This is a genomic window from Streptomyces sp. ADMS (genome assembly GCF_033441795.1).
In the GTDB taxonomy this organism is placed as follows: domain Bacteria; phylum Actinomycetota; class Actinomycetes; order Streptomycetales; family Streptomycetaceae; genus Streptomyces.
In genome coordinates this window covers 55,644-71,595 of record NZ_JAVFVX010000035.1, presented here as the reverse complement: position 1 = coordinate 71,595, position 15,952 = coordinate 55,644, and the positions used below count along the sequence as shown (strand labels likewise).

The 15,952-nt window shown below is 70.4% G+C and carries 15 protein-coding genes; 6 read left to right on the top strand and 9 right to left on the bottom strand.

The genetic code is table 11. The features are described 5' to 3' along the window. Positions 1-111 precede the first annotated feature (111 nt). Positions 112-405: a DUF6881 domain-containing protein gene (locus RB628_RS17590; protein WP_318321395.1), complete on the bottom strand. Its 294-nt coding sequence runs from the start codon at positions 403-405 to the stop codon at positions 112-114. A 279-nt stretch (positions 406-684) separates the two neighbouring features. Here RB628_RS17590 and RB628_RS17585 point away from each other — a divergent pair, with 279 nt between their 5' ends. From RB628_RS17585 to RB628_RS17570, 4 genes are all read left to right on the top strand, one after another. Further along, a complete protein-coding gene (locus RB628_RS17585; RefSeq protein WP_318321394.1) occupies positions 685-1,344 on the top strand; it encodes a hypothetical protein in 660 nt (219 codons plus the stop codon). After that, on the top strand, positions 1,332-2,384 hold the full coding sequence (locus RB628_RS17580) for a hypothetical protein (protein WP_412180677.1): 1,053 nt from the start codon (positions 1,332-1,334) through the stop codon (positions 2,382-2,384). The genes RB628_RS17585 and RB628_RS17580 overlap by 13 nt, the downstream gene beginning before the upstream one ends. Positions 2,385-2,588: 204 nt before the next feature. Then, positions 2,589-3,101, top strand: coding sequence for a SigE family RNA polymerase sigma factor (locus RB628_RS17575; protein WP_318321393.1), 513 nt, complete (start codon positions 2,589-2,591; stop codon positions 3,099-3,101). A gap of 101 nt (positions 3,102-3,202) precedes the next feature. Then, positions 3,203-4,501, top strand: a complete 1,299-nt coding sequence (locus RB628_RS17570; protein ID WP_318321392.1) for a hypothetical protein — start codon at positions 3,203-3,205, stop codon at positions 4,499-4,501. 36 nt (positions 4,502-4,537) lie between these two features. On the opposite strand, the gene RB628_RS17565 is transcribed toward RB628_RS17570, so the two are convergent. The 3 genes from RB628_RS17565 to RB628_RS17555 all read right to left on the bottom strand — a co-directional run bounded on the left by RB628_RS17565 (position 4,538) and on the right by RB628_RS17555 (position 9,492). Further along, positions 4,538-5,863, bottom strand: coding sequence for an Nramp family divalent metal transporter (locus RB628_RS17565; protein WP_318321391.1), 1,326 nt, complete (start codon positions 5,861-5,863; stop codon positions 4,538-4,540). Between the two features lie 99 nt (positions 5,864-5,962). Continuing rightward, on the bottom strand, positions 5,963-6,430 hold the full coding sequence (locus tag RB628_RS17560) for an ATP-binding protein (protein ID WP_318321390.1): 468 nt from the start codon (positions 6,428-6,430) through the stop codon (positions 5,963-5,965). Positions 6,431-6,570: 140 nt separating this feature from the next. Further along, positions 6,571-9,492: a LuxR C-terminal-related transcriptional regulator gene (locus RB628_RS17555; protein ID WP_412180676.1), complete on the bottom strand. Its 2,922-nt coding sequence runs from the start codon at positions 9,490-9,492 to the stop codon at positions 6,571-6,573. 291 nt (positions 9,493-9,783) lie between these two features. Here RB628_RS17555 and RB628_RS17550 point away from each other — a divergent pair, with 291 nt between their 5' ends. Further along, positions 9,784-11,145 (top strand): M14 family metallopeptidase, encoded by a 1,362-nt coding sequence (locus tag RB628_RS17550; RefSeq protein ID WP_318321388.1) that lies wholly within the window; start codon positions 9,784-9,786, stop codon positions 11,143-11,145. Positions 11,146-11,210: 65 nt separating this feature from the next. Here the strand turns inward: RB628_RS17550 and RB628_RS17545 are convergent, their stop codons facing one another. The 5 genes from RB628_RS17545 to RB628_RS17525 all read right to left on the bottom strand — a co-directional run bounded on the left by RB628_RS17545 (position 11,211) and on the right by RB628_RS17525 (position 14,503). After that, complete coding sequence (locus tag RB628_RS17545) at positions 11,211-11,735, bottom strand: hypothetical protein (RefSeq protein ID WP_318321387.1); 525 nt, start codon at positions 11,733-11,735, stop codon at positions 11,211-11,213. Beyond that, the gene (locus tag RB628_RS17540; protein ID WP_318321386.1) at positions 11,720-12,154 is read right to left on the bottom strand and encodes a hypothetical protein; all 435 of its coding nucleotides are present in this window, start codon (positions 12,152-12,154) and stop codon (positions 11,720-11,722) included. The genes RB628_RS17545 and RB628_RS17540 overlap by 16 nt, the downstream gene beginning before the upstream one ends. A 101-nt stretch (positions 12,155-12,255) precedes the next feature. Next, the gene (locus tag RB628_RS17535; protein WP_318321400.1) at positions 12,256-12,675 is read right to left on the bottom strand and encodes a RidA family protein; all 420 of its coding nucleotides are present in this window, start codon (positions 12,673-12,675) and stop codon (positions 12,256-12,258) included. After that, complete coding sequence (locus RB628_RS17530) at positions 12,675-13,439, bottom strand: IclR family transcriptional regulator (protein ID WP_318321385.1); 765 nt, start codon at positions 13,437-13,439, stop codon at positions 12,675-12,677. Before RB628_RS17530 ends, RB628_RS17535 begins: the two co-directional genes overlap by 1 nt. Then, positions 13,436-14,503: a sugar kinase gene (locus tag RB628_RS17525; protein ID WP_318321384.1), complete on the bottom strand. Its 1,068-nt coding sequence runs from the start codon at positions 14,501-14,503 to the stop codon at positions 13,436-13,438. The genes RB628_RS17530 and RB628_RS17525 overlap by 4 nt, the downstream gene beginning before the upstream one ends. Before the next feature lie 143 nt (positions 14,504-14,646). On the opposite strand from RB628_RS17525, the gene RB628_RS17520 reads away from it, so the two are divergent. Further along, positions 14,647-15,945, top strand: a complete 1,299-nt coding sequence (locus RB628_RS17520; RefSeq protein WP_318321383.1) for an amino acid deaminase — start codon at positions 14,647-14,649, stop codon at positions 15,943-15,945. The last annotated feature ends 7 nt before the right edge of the window (positions 15,946-15,952 follow it).

Genomic DNA, 15,952 nt, shown 5'->3' with positions numbered 1-15,952 from the left:
ACCCCCGTCACGCCAACACCATCAACAACAGTCGTACGCACACGCGAACTTACTGGATACGGGAGTTCGGGGTGAAGGAGGTACGAGTGGGTGAGCGGATCCCGGGCCGCCCTACGCGGGTGCCCCGTCTGGCCAGGACGCTCTCTGCCACTCCGTCTCGAATTCCCGACGGGTGATGACGACGGCCTCGAATTCGGGCTGTGCAACCACGTCTTCGATCGGACCGACCGGAGTCGTGCCAAGGCCGATCTCATCGGATTCGTGGAGTTCGTCAGCCTTCAGCTTGCGCCCGTCCCGGTACTGGTAGACCTTTCGGACCTCGTACCCGTCGTGACCGATCTCGTTGTAGATCCTGGTCGCCTCGGACGGGAAATCGTGCAACCAGTCCACCTTCCAGTACTCCATGTCCTCGATCCGTCTCGTACCCCCACGCCACTACCGGCACCCGCAGTTCATCAAGCCTGTGGACATGGCCGTCGCGGTGCGGGACCCGCTCAACGAGGCTTACCTCGTCGAAGAACAACCACGTCCACTACAGCAGCCGCCCGCGGGCGCCCCCACCCGCCGGTACGGCGATCAACCTTTGCCGTTGCCACAGCGCAACCTTGACGGCCTGGCGGAACCAGGGGGCCCACCGATAGCGTCTTGGCTTTGCTAGCACATCTGTCTCACGGGGAGTTCACTGTGAAGCGCCGCTCTTTGCCCGTTGCTGCCGCGCTCGTCGCGTCCGCGGCCCTGCTGTTGACTGCCTGTGGCGGCGACGACGGCGAGTCGAAGGACAACGACAAGATCGCCGGAGCCGACACCGGCGAGACCTCGGCATCGCCGACGGCGTCCGCGTCGGCATCAGCTGCCTCCGCCGACCGGCCGAAGATCGAACTACCGTCGGATGTCACGCTCACGTTTACACCAGAGCAGACCGGTGACGCCGTCAAGGACGCCGTCCTCAAGGACAACGCGGAGATGATTCGCGCTCTCAACGCGGCCATCGTCGCCCAGAACCCTCGGCTTGCCGCCTTGGAGTTCTACACGGAGGGTGAAGGCGCGGTGGCCGCCGAAAAGTGGGTGAAAGCGTTCACCGACGTCGGGTGGACGGTCACCGGAACCGTGCGCTACTTCGACCGCCAGGTCACAGTCAGTTCCAAGGACAGCGCTTCGCTGAGTTACTGCGGGGATGAGAGCGAGGGCTTCAGCAAGGTCGTCAAGACCAAGGAAGTCAAGAAGACAGCGCCGAACAAGGACAGCTACGTCGCCTACGGCGTTCAAGTGCAGAAGAACAAGGCCGGCGTATGGGAACTCGTGAAGATCCAGTCCGCTCGTGGAGTTGACAGGTGCCAGCCATGACCCGACTTCTTTTCCTCGCCACGACTGTTCTGATCGCGGGGACAACGTGTCTGGTCGTGTCCCCTTCTGCCATGGCCGCCCAAGATCCTCCTGGCGCAGGAGCGTTCGGCAACGACCCGAACACGAACACATCCGGCAACTCCACCGACGACGGCACCCTCTCCGCAACCGCCGGAGCCGTCGTCTACGACCGTTCCAAGAACGGGTCCGGGCAGTCGGCCGGCCCCGTGGCCGCCACGACGGGCTGGACGCCGCCCGCTTGCTGGTATGCCCCGACGTACACCCCCGAGGAGCTCCAGAAGGTCAAGGAGCCGGTCTGGGAGGCGGGGTCCACGGGTTATGAGTGGGATGCCGAGCAGCGGGAGAAATACCTCAACGAGGACGACCCCTCGAAGGACTTCAACAAGGACAAGACCGGCGAGGGCTACTGGTGGGGCTCGTACGTCAACAAGTCCTACCCGCCGGGCTGGGACGCCTGCGACGAAGACTACTTCTGGGTCGACACCGGTGACGCCCCGCCCGCCGACATCGACAACGTCATCACCCCGGAAATCCTCGCCGGACTCGCCTACAACGAGATCCGCGTCCCCTCCACCGAGGTGACCCTCGCCCCCGACGGCCCCACCAAAGTGAACCTTCCGACATGGGCGTGGCTGGACGCGGCGCAGTTCAAGCCCGTCTCCGTGACCGCGTCCGTTCCGATTCTGGGAATGGAGGCCACCACCGTCGCCGAACCCGTCTCCCTGAGGATCGAGCCCGGTACCGCCGACGCGCAGGTCTACCCCGCGTCCGGCGTGTGCACGTTCGTCAACGGGCGCATCGGGGAGCCGTACGCCGCCGGGAAAGCGAGCCAGACCCCGCCCTGCGGCGTGAAGTACCTGCGCGCCTCCGGCGACGGGACGTATCCGCTCCAGGCCACCATCACCTGGAAGATCTCCTGGACCGGTACCGGTGTCCCCCAGGAACAGCCCTTGCCCGATGGTGAGTTCGGGGCCGAGCAGGCCGTCGTCGTTCAGGAGATCCAGGCCGTCAACCGCTGAGCCGACTCTCCGTTGCCCATCCGTGTGCACCGCGCCGCCCTCTTCACGGGACGCTCCGAAGCCGTGAAGAGGGCGGCGGCGTATCGCTCCCCGTCCGAACAGGTCTCCCGGTCCTGAAACATTTCCCCCTCCCCACCGCATCAATGAAGTGAAGGCAGTCCACGCGCCCAGGACATGAGCGCACCGCAGGCACAGGGGGAACGTATGAGAAAGGTCCGCGCGGACGAGTACGCGGAGTTCGCGGCGGCCCGCGCGGGGCATCTGTACCGGTCCGCGTGTCTGCTCACCGCCGGGGACACCTACCTCGCCGAGGACCTGGTGCAGGAGACGCTCGGGCGGCTGTACGTCAACTGGGGGCGCGTCTCCCGGGCCAGCAACCCGGCGGGGTACGCGCAGACCGTGCTCACCCGCACCTTCCTCACGCATCAGCGCCGCCGCAGCAGTACCGAGCGGGCCACCGACGTGTTGCCCGACCGGCCCGTACCCTCCGCCGGAGCCGATGTCACCATGCGGCTCACCCTCGTCGAGGCGCTCGCCCAACTCCCGCCCAAGGACCGGGCGGTGGTCGTCCTGCGTTATTGGGAGGACCGTTCCATCGAGGAGACCGCGGGCGCGATGAACGTCACCTCGGCCGCCGTACGCAGCCGTTGTGTCCGCGCCCTCGCCCGGCTGCGCACCCTCCTCGGCGAGGAACTCGGCGAGTACGCGGCCCGCTGAGGCCGACTGAGGCCCGCTGAGGCCCACGCCCCCCGGGGAAGCTCGTGTTCCCCTCCCCGTTCCGGTACCCATCCCGTACACAGCAGAAGTGGTGGTTCGCCATGCCCGTTGAACATCGAGACGACCAGTTCGAGGACCGCCTCGGCGCCGCCCTGCGCAACGCCGGCGATGCCTTCGACGCCGATCGTGCCGCCCTCGTCACCGGCGGCGAAACCCGGGGACGCCGGCTCCGGATGCGCCGCCGGACCGCTGTCGTGAGCGGCGCCGCCGCGATCGCGCTGGTGGGGGTGGGCGGCGCGCTGATCGCGCCCTGGGGAGGAGACGGGACCGGACAGCGGGCCGTGGGGTCCGCCGGGACGACCGTCGGACCCGGTGACGCCACCGGAACCGCCACGCCGTCCCCCGTCTCCGGCGCCCAACTGCTCAGCACCCTCAAGGAGTTGCTCCCGAGGGGCGATTTCAGCGACGAGCAGGCATCCGGCACGGACTCGGAACAGGGGCCGTACGCGTATGCCGTGTACGACGACGGGAAGGGTGCCGCGGCTCTCTCCGTCGGCCTCGCCCGGGTCGAGCCGGGGAGCGGAAACGCCCGGCAGGCGACCGAGTGCCCGGACAGGGCGTTCGTCCCGTACGACGACTGTGTGAGGAGTACGCTGCCCGGCGGCGCGCTGCTCAGGATCCTCAAGGGGTACGAGTATCCGGACCGCCGCGTGGACACGAAGCTGTGGACGGCGGACCTCGTCACGGCCGACGGAGACTACGTGTCGGTGAGCGAGTGGAACGCCGCCGCCCAGAAGGACGCGCCCATCAGCCGGTCCGAACCTCCGCTGTCCAGTGCGCAGTTGAAGACCCTGGTCACCGATCCGGCGTGGCTCAGGGCCGTCAACGCCATTCCCCAGGCCCCCGGGTCCGGGAACTCGCCGACGCCGACCCGGCCTCCGGCCATGGAGGGCGGCACCATCGTGGCGACGCTCACCAGCCTGCTCCCGGCGGGCCTCAGGGTCGTCGGCAAGGGCGGCCAGGAGACCGAGTACGCGTACGTCGTCGTCGACGACGGCAAGGGCAGGAGCTTCGTCCAGATCAATGTGCAGCCCGACATGAAGGACGTCGAGGACGAGCTCTTCGGCGACGGCGCCGAGACCCTGCCCGACGGGACGAAGGTCGTCGTCCGTCAGGGTCCCGGAGACGACAAGGGTCTGGGGCTCGTCATGTGGACCGCCGACACCATCCGGCCCGACGGTATGCGGGTGGTCGTCAGCGCCTTCAACTCCGGCAGCCAGAACACCGCCCCGACCCGCGAGACCCCCGCCCTGACCGTCGGGCAGCTCAAGGCGATCGCCGCCAGTGCGAAGTGGAAGGAACTGGTGCCGACCTCCAGCCACGAGCCGACTCAGGGCTAAGGGCTAGTCGACGGGCCTTGGGGACTCGCTCGGAACTCAGAAGAACTCCGACCACGGCTGGTCCCAGATCTGCTTGAGGCACAGCACCAGGAACAGCAGGCCCGCGATCACCAGCATCGAGTTGCTCAGCAGCCGGCTGCGCCACTCGGCGGGCGTGCGCGAGGAGTTGAGCAGGACCAGCAGGGTGCCCGCGAGGAACGGGAGGAAGGCCGCGCCCAGGACGCCGTACAGGATGATCAGGCGGAAGGGCTGGCCCTGGAAGAGCAGGACGATGGGCGGGAAGGTCAGCCACAGCAGGTACGCGCGGAACGGCCACGACCGCTGGCGCGTGCCCGAGGCGACCTCCTCGCCCGTTGTCCGGGTACCGCGGAGGCGTTCCACGAAGTCCGCGAACATCAGGCTCACGCCGTGCCAGACGCCGATCAGCGACGTGTAGGAGGTGGCGAAGAAGCCGATCAGGAAGAACTTCGCGGTCGCCGTGCCGTACTTGTCCTCCAGGATGTCGCTCAGCTGGATCAGGCCCTTGTCGCCGCTCGCGATCGCCACGTTGGCCGAATGGAGCAGCTCCGCTCCCACGAACAGCATCGACACCACGAAGATGCCCGTCGTCACGTACGCGACGCGGTTGTCGAGGCGCATCACCTTCATCCAGCCCGTGTTCGTCCAGCCCTTCGCGTTCACCCAGTAGCCGTACGCCGCAAGGGTGATGGTGCCGCCCACGCCGCCGACCAGGCCCAGCGTGTTGAGGATCGAGTCCTTCTCGTCGGGGAGCACGGGCAGCAGGCCGGCGAAGGCGTCCCCGAGGTTCGGGGTGACCCGGATCGCCAGGTAGACCGTGACGACGAACATCACGCCCACCAGCACGGTCATGACCTTCTCGAAGACCTCGTACTTGTTGAACCAGACGAAGACCAGGCCCGAAAGCCCGCACAGGATCGCCCACCACTTGAGGTCCATGACGTCCGGGAACAGCGCCTGCAGCGGCAGCGCGCTCGACGACATCGCCGCCGCGCCGTAGACGAAGCCCCAGATCACGACGTACGCGACGAAGAAGTACGTCGTCCAGCGGCCGAGGCTCGCCCAGCCGTCGAAGAGGGTGCGGCCGGTGGAGAGGTGCCAGCGGCCCGCCGCCTCGGCGAGGGAGATCTTCACCAGGCAGCCGAGTACGGCGGCCCACAGGAGGGTGTAGCCGAAGTTGCTGCCCGCGATGAGCGTCGCGACCAGGTCGCCGGCGCCGACGCCGGTCGCGGCGACCACGATCCCCGGGCCGATGTACTTCCAACTGGACTTACGGGGAGTGGAGTTGCGGCCGGGGGCACCTGTGGCCCCTGATCCCGTGGTGTTTCCTGTGGTGTCCGCCATGTAGGTCAAGTAAGCGCAGAGGAGCTGGTCGCACAAGAGGGCGTTCCGGAGCCGGAGGGTGGACAGCCGGGGCATCCGGCGTCCGGAACTCGCGGGACCCTACGGCTGTCGCCGACCACAGCCGTCGGACCCGCAGGTGCCGAGCTCGAACCACACGGTCTTGCCCGGCCCTTCCTGGTGGCAGCCCCAGCGCCTCGCGAGCGCGTCCACCAGGAACATCCCCCGGCCGCTCTCCGTGGCACCCGCGTTCAGCACCTGCGGGGTACGGCGGCCGGTGTCGGTGACCTCGCAGCGCAGGACGCCGTGCGCGGCCGACAGAGTGAGCCGGAAGCGGCTCGCGGCGTGCAGCACCGCGTTGGTGACCAGCTCGCTGACGAGCAGTTCCACCACGTCGACGAGGTCGCCCCGGGGCGCCGGGCCGTCCCGGTCCGGCGGTTCGTCCCGGTCCGCCGGACCGTCCCGGTCGGTCAGGCCCCACTCCTCCAACTGCCTGCGCACCTCGGCGCGGGCCTCGCGGGCGGCGGTGCGGCGCGGGTCGTACTCGATGCTCAGATGGCCTGCCCCCAACGGGGGTTGGGGGTAAGAGCCATACCGAGGGACGGGATCCGGGACGTGTCCCCCGGAGCCCCCGGAGAGTTGCAGCATGCCTTCAGGATCGCCTCCACGGGCGCCCCCGCGCGCGGGGAGAAATACCTGTTTCCGCACCATCAGCGATGCGTTGTCACCCATGCCGCGATCTGTGTGCGGTTGGTCAGGCCGAGTTTGCCGAGGATGCGTTCCACATGACCTTCGGCGGTACGGCGGGCGATCACCAGGCGGTCGGCGATCTGCTGGTTGGCGAGGCCCTCGGCGATGAGCGCGGCGACCTCGGTCTCGCGACGGGTAAGAGTCGTACCGCGACCGCTCAAGCAGTCGGTACTGGACGGCGGTTCGGCTCCCTGGTCCGCCGACTTCCCCTCACCCAGCGCGTACTTGACGATCCCGGTGAGGCCGAGGCCCTCGCCCCGCCGGTACGCCCGCTCGTACGCCCGGCGCCCGAGTCCCTCGCGTGCCCTGGTCTCGCCGTCCTGGCGTACGGAGTCGAGCGGGGTGGACCGTAGGCGGTCGGCGCCGCCGAGCAGCACGGCGGCGCGTTCGTGGCCGTGCTGGTGGGCGGTCGCGATGAGGGCGAGCAGGTCCAGGGCGGAGGCGATGCCGAGGACGTCGTGCAGGGTGTGCCCGATGCGCAGGGCCTCACGGGCGGGCGGTTCGGCCAGGCGCCAGTCCTCGCGGACGGTGTGGGCGAGCGCGAGGGCCCGCAGGGCGCACGAGCGGACCCATTCCTCGCCGTACTCCCCGCAGACCCGCAGCACGTTCCCGCAGACGGCGACCGCCCGGTCCACCTCGCCCAAAGAGACGAGCGCACAGGCGAGTTGGACGCGTTCGAGCCCGGCGAGGCCCGCATGCCCGCCGGGTACGGGTTCCCGGGCCACGGCGTCCTCGAAGTGCCGCAGGGCGGCGGCCGGTTCACCGCCGAGGAGTTGGCCGGCCCCGATGACGTATCCGGCGTGCGCGGCCTCGGCGGCGTCACCGAGCCGCCGGGCGAGGGCGCGCGCCTCCTCGGCCCGCAGCCGCCCCCGGGCGAGGTCCTCGGACGACCCGGTGAGCAGCGCGAGCAGTCCGGAGACCCACAGCCCGCGGGCCCGCTCCCGGCTGGGCCCGCGGTTCGCTTCGAGGGCGCGGTCGAGCCAGTACCGGCCTTCGCCGGGCGCGCCGCACGCGGACCAGTGGAACCAGAGGGTGCCGGCGAGGCGGAGGGCGGCGAGGGCGTCGCCGGGGGTGCCGTGAGATGCGTCGGGGGTGGCGGGAGCGTCGACTGCGGCGGTGCCGAAATCCCCCGGCACGGAGGCGGTGCCGCGGGGGACGCCACCGGTGCCCCCTGCTACGGGACCCCCGCCGCCGGACACGACACCGGTGGCGCCCACCACGGGACCCCCACTGCCCGACACGACACCAGCGCCACCCACCACAGCACCCCCACTGCCCGACACGACACCGGCGGCACCTTCCACGCAACCCCCGCCGCCGGACACGGCCCCGGTGCCACCTGCCACGGGACCCCCGCGCCCCGACACCACACCAGCGCCACCCACCACGGGTCCCTCACTGCCGGACACGGCCCCGGTGGCGCCGGGCACCGGACCCCCACTGCCCGACACGACACCAGCGCCACCCACCACAGCACCCCCGCCGCCCGGCACGACACCGGTGGCGCCCGGCACCGGACCGGCACCGCCGAACACCGCGCCCCCTGGCCCGGCCGCCCCGGTACCGGCCGGCGCAGCCGGGCTGTCGCCGGGCCGGGCAGACACTGCCCCGGGCGTCCCGAGGCCGAAGTCCAGTACGGCGCGCAGGTTGGACCGGTCGGCCCGGAGTCGGGCCGCCATCTGTTGCTGGTCGGGGCCGAACCAGGCGTGCTCGTACACCGACGCGCGGGTCTGCATCCAGTCTCGGTGGCGGCGACGGACGGCCCGCTCCGCTCCCGGCGGCTGCCTCAACCGGTCGAGGCCGTACTGCCGGAGGGTGTCGAGCAGCCGGTACCGTACGCAGCCGTGCGGGCCCGGCTCCCGGCTCAGCACCGACTTGGCCACCAGCCCGCTCACGGCTTCCAGGACGTCGTCGACGCCCTCCCCGCACACGGCCTCCGCCGTCTCCAGGTCGAAGTCCGCCGCCAGTACCGACGCCCGCGCCCACACCAACCGCTCTGCCGGTGTGCACAGTCGGTGGCTCCAGTCGATCGCCGCCCGCAGGGTGCGGTGGCGATCGTGGCGGGGATCGACGTGGTGGCGGTGATCGTCGTCGTCGATGCGGGTCCGCAGGTCATCGACGGCCAAGCCGTCGATGACCGGTTCGCCCTGCTCACCCTGTTCACCCATGCGGGCCGCCGCGAGTTCGATCGCCAGCGGGAGGCCGTCGAGCCCGCGGCACAGGCGGGCGACGGCGGTGCGGTTGGCGGGGGTGAGCGTGAAGCCCGGGGCCGCCGCCGCGGCCCGGTCGGCGAAGAGGGCGAGGGCCGGGTGGCGGTGGGCCGCGGAGAGGTCGCCGTCCGGGTCCGGGACCGGCAACGGCCTTACGTCCACCAGGTGTTCCTCCGTCAGGCCCAGTCGGTGCCTGCTGGTGGCGAGGACACGTACGCCGGTGGTGCCGTGCAGAAGCGTGCCGGTGAGTTCGGCGCAGGCCCCGTGCAGGTGTTCGCAGTTGTCGAGGACCAGAAGAAGGCGGCGGGACCGCAGGCGGGCGACCAGGGCGTCCAGGGTCCTGGCCCGGCGGTGCGTTGAGTGGTCGTACAGGCCCAGCGTGTCAGCGACGGCCCGGGGTACCAGGTCGGGGTCGTCGAGGTCGGCCAGGTGCACGAAACACACGCCGTCCGGGAAGGCGCGGGCCACGCGGGCCGCGACGCGTCCGACGAGGCGCGTCTTGCCGACGCCGCCCGGCCCGGTCAGCGTGACGAGGCGGGCCCTGGCCAACAGCGCGCGGACTTCGGCCTGTTCGTCGCGGCGGCCGACGAAGCTTGTTGTCTCTGCCGGCACGGACACGGTTCCTCCTGCCTGAACCTCTACCCTCCGACGGTTTCTCTCAGACACCCGCATGCCGGTCACACACACGTGTGCACTTACCGAAGAGCCGCGACCGGGCGGCGCGTGTACGCGTATCCTCCGGGCCACCTCCGGGCCGCCCGCCACCTGCCTCCGTACGGCACTTTCCGGCCCGTACGGCCGGCCGGTTCACGCCATCACCCTTTAGGCGGTCTTGACCTGCCCATGTCATAGCCGCACCATGAGCGCCACACCCGCACCAGCACGTCGCACCGGAGAACCACCCCCCGCTCCACTCCCCAGCTTCCGGAGATCCCGGAACCCCCGGAGAAACCAGGAGACTTCATGCGACTTCGCATTCGAGGCTCAGGCGCCCGCACCGGCAGACGATCCGCCGCCGCCGTCGGCCTGCTGTCCCTCGCCCTCGCGGTCGGCTTCACCGCCACGACCCCCGACGCCACCGCCACCGCCACCAGCGCCAAGCGACCAGCGGCCTCGGCGGACGACATCCGCCAGTACGAGATCCATATGCACTCGACCGTCGAGGACCGCACCGCGCTCCAGCAGGCGGGTGTGTCCGTGGACGACGCCGACAGCCACGGCGTCACGGTCTCCGGCCGCGCGGACCAGATCAAGAAGCTGCGCGCGCTCGGCTACGACATCACACCGCTGGGCCAGGTGCCCGACCGCTCCAGCAGCGCCGACGACGTACGGCTGCTCGACTTCCCCACGGCCGACTCCAGGTACCACAACTACGCGGAGATGACGAGTGAGATCAACTCCCTCGTCTCGGCCAACTCGTCCATCGCCAGCCAGCGCGTCATCGGTACCTCGTACTCGGGCCGGAACATCGTCGCCATCAAGCTCAGCGACAACGTCGGCACCGACGAGGCCGAGCCCGAGGTGCTGTTCACCCACCACCAGCACGCCCGTGAGCACCTCACCGTCGAGATGGCGCTCTACCTGCTGCGCAACCTGACCTCCACCTACGCCACCGACTCCCGGGTCAAGGCCATGCTCGACTCACGTGAGATCTGGATCGTCCCGGACCTCAACCCGGACGGCGGCGAGTACGACATCGCGAGCGGCCAGTACCGTTCGTGGCGCAAGAACCGCCAGCCCAACTCCGGTTCGTCGAACGTCGGTACGGACCTCAACCGCAACTGGAACTACCGCTGGGGCTGCTGCGGCGGTTCCTCCGGCTCGACTGCGTCGGCGACGTACCGCGGTCCGTCCGCCGAGTCCGCGCCCGAGGTCAAGGTGGTCGCCGACTTCGTCCGCAGCCGGATCGTGGGCGGCGTCCAACAGATCAGGACGGGCATCGACTTCCACACGTACAGCGAGCTGGTGCTGTGGCCCTTCGGGTACACGACCGCCAACACGACTACGGGTATGACCCAGGACGAGCGGGACGCCTTCGCCACGGTCGGCGGCAAGATGGCCGCGAGCAACGGCTACACGCCCGAGCAGTCCAGCGACCTGTACATCACGGACGGCTCGATCGACGACTACCTCTGGGGCAGTCAGAGGATCTTCGGCTACACGTTCGAGATGTACCCGTCGTCCAGCGCGGGCGGCGGCTTCTATCCGCCCGACGAGGTGATCGACCGGGAGACCGCCCGTAACAGGGATGCGGTGCTGCAGCTTCTGGAGAACTCGGACTGCATGTACCGGTCCATCGGGAAGCAGGCGCAGTACTGCTCGTGACGGGAACTTGAGGTGGTGGGGGACTGCGGGCCGGCTGTGGCTGGTCGCGCAGTTCCCCACGCCCCTTAAGGGGCGCTCACCTCAGTGTCCTCCTCGACCGCGCCCTCGGCTTCCCCATCCTCGAAGTAGGCGTCCAGGACCTTGTCCAGGTCCGTTTCCCACTCCTGGTGCTGGGACTTCGCCTTCGCCTCGATCTCGACCGGGTACCAGCGGCGGTCCGGGGTGTGGACCGTCACCGTGAACCGCTTGCCGAAGCGTGACGTCTCCGTCTCCACGGCCCCGATCTCGTCCCAGCGGAACTCGCACTCCTGGTCGTCCAGGTAGAGGCGTACACCACGGTGGTCGGCGATGATCTTCGCCCGGCGGTCGGACGCCTCGAAGACGGGGCCCTCCGGGACCTCTGCGTCTGCGTCTGCCTCGGCATCTGGCTCCGCCTCCGGGGTGGCTTCCTCCGGTGCGGCCTCCTCCACCGGGTCCGGGACCCCGTCCTCCGGCTCCGCCGGCACGGGTGAAGTGAGCCCGGGGATGGCCGCCGGGTCGACCGCGGCGGTTTCCAGGGGCTTGCTGCTCGAACCTATGCGCTGCTCCACAGGCGGAAGTATGGCGGACATTGCTGTGTCATGGGACAGCAGGGGCCAGAGAGTTCCAGAGAGATGCGGAGAGATCCGGAAAGATCCGGAGAGATCACACGTCTGTGAAGACAGTCTTCCGCCTCGGCGCCGCCGCGCCCGCCGCCGCCGTGGTCACCGAGCGGCCCGCTGGTACGGCCCGCTGGTACGGCCCGCTCGCGGCCCCGGGCCCTGATCTCCTCCATCTTCTCGACCCCCTCGATCCCCTCGGGGTTCAACCTGCTCAGCGGAACCGTGATGGCGAAGGTGCCCAGCAGGAACGACGGCCTCAGGCGGTCGGCGCCGACCGTACGGAACGCCTCTTCGCCTGCGTCGTTCGGCGTGGACTCGATGCCGGAGCCCGCGAAGCCCTCCGAGAGGTCGACCAGCCGGTCCACCATCGCCCGCGCCTCCCGTAAGCGGCCGTCGGACCCGCCCAGGCCGCACGGGCCAGTCGCGGACGGGGCGTGAACGGGTCGGTTTCGGCGCGCGGGGGCGGGACTCAGCCGTCCAGTACCGCCAGCGCGTCGATCTCGATCAGCAGGCCTGCCGGGAGGCCCACGTACACCGTGGTGCGGGCGGCCGGGACCGCGGTGAGGTGGCGTTCGAAGAACTCGTTGTAGATCGCGTTCATCTCGGCGAAGTGGTCGACGTCCGTGAGGTAGACGCGGATCATCATCACGTCGTCCCAGCTCGCGCCGCCCTCCTCCAGGATCGCCCTGACGTTGGCGAGGGCCTGGAGGGTCTGCTCACGCAGGGTCGGCCCGGCGGGCGTCGGCGGCTGCCCGTCGACCGCGGGCAGGAAGCCGACCTGACCGGCGACCTGGAGGATGTTCCCCTTCCTCACGCCGTGGGAGAACCTGGCGGGCGGGGTGGTGTGGGTCTTGGGCGTGAGCGCGATCTTCTCGGACTTCTCGGTCATCATCTGACTTCCTGAACTGCTGGAGTTCTTCCGGAGTACTCGCCGCTGATGACATCCGCCGTACGGCGCACCAGCGGGAGCAGGGTGAGGAGCTCGTCGGCGGTGACGACGACGTTCGGGGCGGAGACGGACATGGCGGCGACCAGGCGTCCGTCGGTACCGCGGATGGGGGCGGCGACGCAGTTGATGGACTCCTCGTGACCGCCGAGGTCGGTGGCCCAGCCCTGGTCACGCACCTTCTCCAACTCTTGCAGAAAGGCAGGGGCGTTGGGGGTGGAGCGGGAGGTGTACATGGGGTAGTCGAACTTGTCGGCGAGGGTGCGCCGCTCGTTCTCCGGCAGATCGGCGAGCAGCAGCTTGGCGACGGCGGCGACGGTGATGGCGACGGGCTTCCCGATCCGCGAGTACATGCGCACGGGATACCGGCTCTCGACCTTGTCGATGTACAGCACCTCGCCCTCCTCGTGCACGGCCAGGTGGACGGTGTGCCCACACTGCTCGTTGAGGCGTACGAGGTGGGGGTGGGCGATCTCGCGGATGTCGAGGTTCTCGACGGCTTCCTGGGCGAGCGCGAAGAGGCGGGCGCCGAGGCGGTAGCGCTGGTCGGACTGGCGGTAGACGAGTCCGTGCTCGTGCAGGGTGCGCAGCAGCCGCAGGGCGGTGGACTTGTGGACGCCGAGCCGCTCGGCGACCTGACCGAGGTCGGCGGGGCCCTCCGCGAGCAACGGCAGGATGCTCAGCGCGCGGTCGACGGTCTGGCTCATGGGGTGCGTACCTCCTCGTCGGCCCGGTGCACGTCCTGGGCCTGGGTGGTCCAGCCGGGGCCGAGTCGAAGTGTCCCCCACGCGCGCTCGTCGAGGGCGGCCAGCCGGTCGGCGTGGTCGCGGGCGGGCGGTGCGGCGAGGTCGCCGGGGGCGGTGAGGGCGGCGGCGGCCATGAGGTGGCCGTGCCGGACGCGGTCCCGCACGGGGAGGCCGCGGAGGGTGGCGGAGAGGAACCCGGCGGCGAAGGCGTCGCCGGCGCCGACCGCGGCGACGATGTCGACGTGGGGCGCCCGGACGTGGGAGCCGGCAGCACCCGTACCGACGTGCCGGTCGAATGTGACGGCCCCTCCGCCGCCCTGCTTGACGACGAGGAGCTTCGGCTCGGGCAGCGCGTCCGCGACGGCACGCGCCCCGTCCACCCCCCAGGCGTCCCGCGCCTCGTCGGCGCCGACGAAGACGAGGTCGGCCCGCCGGGACAGGTCCAGCAGAACGCGGGGACCGTCGCTGTCGGCCCACAGCCCCGACCGGAAGTTGACGTCGAACGACACGAGCGGCCGGCCCGGCCGGGTCTCGGTCAGTTCCCACAGGAGGTCGAGACAGCTGCCGGACAGGGCCGCCGTGATCCCGGACAGATGCAGCACCCGCCCCGCGCGGGCCGCCTCCAGGTTCACGTTCCCCACGGACAGCACCGAGGCCGCCGACCCGGCCCGGTAGTACGCCACCTCGTGCGCGTCGGTCGCCCGGTCCCCCGCCGTACGGAAGTACACGCCCGTCGGACGCACGGGATCACGCCGTACGGACGTCACGTCGACGCCGTACGCCCCGATCGCCTCGACCAGGTGGTCGCCGAAGCCGTCGTCGCCGACGCGGCTGATCCAGCGGGCGGAGTGGCCGGCGGCGGCGAGAGCGCAGGCCACGTTGGACTCGGCGCCGCCTATGGTCCGCTCGAAGGACGGTACGTCGGCGAGGCGGCCCGGCCGGGAGGGCAGGAAGGTGACCATGGACTCGCCGAGCGCGACGACGTCCACGACGTCGGGGGCGTTGTGGGGTCCGGTGATGGTCACGATCGTCGTAGCTCCTGGATGGTGTGGGGGAGGCGGCGGCTCCGTTGACCCCGCGTTGGGCGAGATGTTAGACAGCGGTGAGCGATATACGCAATGTGCGTTGCAAGGACCGCAACGCGACGCACTGGACCAGGGAGGTTCCAATGGGCGCAGAGGACACCAAGGACGCGGATCACACCGGGGCGCTCGCCCGGCTTGCCACCGAACGGGTCGACGCCCGCTTCAAGGGCCTCCCGCCGGACGCCGACGGCCTGACCGTCGGCGAGCTGGCCGCCCAGCGCCGCAACCTCTTCACCGGCGGCTTCACCACCCCCGTACTCGCCCTCTCCGCCGAGCGCCTCACCCACAACCTGGAGCTGATGGAGACGTACGCGGCCCGCCACGGCCTCTCCTTCGCCCCGCACGGCAAGACCTCCATGGCCCCCCGGCTCTTCCACCGCCAGATCGAGCACGGCGCCTGGGGCATCACCCTGGCGGTCCCCCACCAGGTACGCGTCGCCCGCGCTTTCGGCATCCAACGCATCTTCCTGGCCAACGAGTTGCTGGACCCGGCGGCACTGCGCTGGATCGCCGCGGAGCTGGCCGCCGACCCCGGCTTCCGGTTCGTCTGTTACGTCGACTCCGTGCGCGGCGTGGAGCTGATGGACGCGGCTCTGGCGGGAGCACCCGCCCGTCCACTGGACGTGGTCGTCGAACTCGGCGCCGGCGAGGGTGCCCGGACCGGTGTGCGCACGGAGGCGGAGTGCGCGGCGGTCGCCGACGCCGTGGCCGCCGTACCGTCCCTGCGGCTGGTCGGGGTCGCGGGGTACGAGGGCGAGGTGCCGCAGGCCGACCCGGAGCGGGTGCGGGCGTGGCTGCGACGGCTGGTGGCGCTGGCCGCGGACCTCGACAAGGCGGGGCGGTTCGCCGACGCGGACGGGATCATGGTCAGCGCGGGAGGCAGCGCCTGGTTCGACGCGGTCGCCGACGTGTTCGTGGAGATCCCCGAACTGTCGCTCCCTGTGCTGAAGTTGCTGCGCTCGGGGGCGTACGTCTCGCACGACGACGGCCGCTATCGCGAGATCACCCCGTTCAACCGGGTCCCCGAGGAGGGCGCCCTGGAGCCCGCCTTCCGTCTGTGGACGCAGGTCGTCTCCCGCCCTTCCCCCGAGCAGGCCTTCGCGAACGCGGGCAAGCGCGACGCCGCCTACGACCTGGACCTGCCCGTCGCCCAGGTCGTACGGCGGGAGGGTGCCGCCGAGCGGCCCGCCACCGGCATCTCGGTCACCGGCCTCTCCGACCAGCACGCCTGGCTGCGTACGACCCCGGAGGCGGATCTGGAGGCCGGCGACTGGCTGGGCCTGGGCCTGTCCCACCCGTGCACGTCCTTCGACAAGTGGCAGCTGATCCCGGTCGCCGAGGCGGACGGCACGGTCGTCGAATACATCCGTACGTACTTCTGACTTCCGA